Source organism: Nonomuraea sp. MG754425 (assembly GCF_021699195.1).
Taxonomy (GTDB): Bacteria; Actinomycetota; Actinomycetes; order Streptosporangiales; family Streptosporangiaceae; genus Nonomuraea.
Genome location: NZ_SSXE01000411.1, coordinates 1 through 1,642, shown reverse-complemented (window position 1 = coordinate 1,642; position 1,642 = coordinate 1). Strand labels below are relative to the sequence as shown.

The window sequence follows — 1,642 nt, the reverse complement described above, 5'->3', positions numbered from 1 at the left end:
GTCCCGGACAGAGCGCCACCACCCCGCTCTCATCACCCTCCCTTCACCGCTCAGTGCCGCCCACCTCGGCCTTTTCTCCTGGTTCCTCCTCCACCCCGCCACGTCCGATATCCTCCCTGAGGCCCGTACGCCGAGACGGGCCCCTGGACAGGCATCGCCGGCCACCATGCTGGGGACACTGTCCACGCGGGGTGTGATCGGGTTGACAGGCTGACACGGGGAAAACCTGTGCGTGACATGTCGCCGGATCATGCACAATAAGGCGGGAGCGCCCTTAGCTCAGCTGGATAGAGCACCGGACTTCTAATCCGACGGTCGCAGGTTCGAATCCTGCAGGGCGCGCAACCGAGACCAGGCAATCTACGGGCTGACCTGGTCTTTTGCATGATCGGCGGTCTTGGCTCGTAGGCAGGGTGCGGCGGCCGAAAGCAGCCCGGTGCCACTGGTCGCGGAATATACGCGGAATGCCCGCAGGCCCGTTTTCCCAGGTGAGCACGGCGGTTTCGAGCCTTGGAACGGCGAAAGGACCCCGAGATGTCCCAGGGTCCTGCCGTGCGTTGTGGATCATGCAGCGAGCGCGTCCAGGATGCGCCGGTTGGCGACTTCCTGTTGGCCGTCGATGCACTTGGCGTAGACGCGGAGCATCACGTCTATGCCGTGGCCGGCTCGTTCGGCCGCTTCCGGGGCGTGCACGCCCGCGTTGAGCCAGAGCGAGACGGCCGCGTGTCGAAGGTCGTACGGCCTGCCCGCCAGGGGGGAGGCGGCCTGGTCGGGCGTGAAGGCGTACGTGCGAGCTTCCTGCCAGACCTTGGCGTAGGCCGATCCAGAGATCACGCCGCCTGTGCGAGTGCGGAAGAGACGGTCGTCCTCGCCGACCCCGAACGCTGCGATGTGATCGCGGAGGATGGTCACCAGTTCGGATGGGATGGGAACGGTGCGTGTCTGCTTCACGTCCCGATGCTTCAGGCCGCGTTCGTCATGGGCCTGCCCGGAGTCGGTGAAGCGCTTGTTGCTCTGGGGCCTGGTCTTCTCCAGCGTCAGCAGGCCCCAGTCCTTCGCCGGGAGGTGGCAGTCCTTCTGCCGCAGTCCGGCCGCCTCCGCCGGACGAAGGCCCCCGAAGTACATGCACGCGAACATGGCGGTCAGCATCGGCCCGCGTGACCGTCCCACGTAGGTCACCGCGGTGAGCAGTTCGCGGGCCTGCTGCGGATTGACCACCGAGCGTCGGTCGACCTCGCCGCTCACCTTGGCCTTGCGGAACTTGACCTTGTGCAGCGGATTTGCCGAAAGCTCTTCCAACTCCACGGCGTATTCGAGTGCGTGATGGAAGACGGCTCGCTTGCGGCGATAGGTCGAGGTCGCCGCGGCCTTGCCGTCCAAGCACAGAGCCAGGGCTTCCAAGGCTGTCCGCGCGTGCTTGGTTTCTTCCAGTGCGCTCAGCGGCAGCGATGTGCTCTCCAGCCAGCGCAAGGTCCGTGCGATCTCCGGTGTCGGAGTCGGCCTGCGGTCTTCGGGCAAGAACGAGTACCCGCGCAGAGTCCGCCTGGAGTTGGCCCAGTTTGGTAGACACCTGATCTCTGGGGAACCCTGGTCCCCGGAAGAAGGAGTCTGCAGTGCCAAACAACTATCCGCCGGAGTTTCG

At 65.6% G+C, this 1,642-nt stretch carries 1 protein-coding gene and 1 tRNA gene; one reads left to right on the top strand and one right to left on the bottom strand.

Translation table 11 applies throughout. The features are described from left to right. Nucleotides 1–268 precede the first annotated feature (268 nt). Nucleotides 269–342 (top strand) — tRNA-Arg (locus FAF44_RS53115). Nucleotides 343–564: 222 nt separating this feature from the next. Here the strand turns inward: FAF44_RS53115 and FAF44_RS53110 are convergent. Further along, nucleotides 565–1,470 (bottom strand): tyrosine-type recombinase/integrase, encoded by a 906-nt coding sequence (locus tag FAF44_RS53110; protein ID WP_272896252.1) that lies wholly within the window; start codon nt 1,468–1,470, stop codon nt 565–567. Nucleotides 1,471–1,642 lie beyond the last annotated feature (172 nt).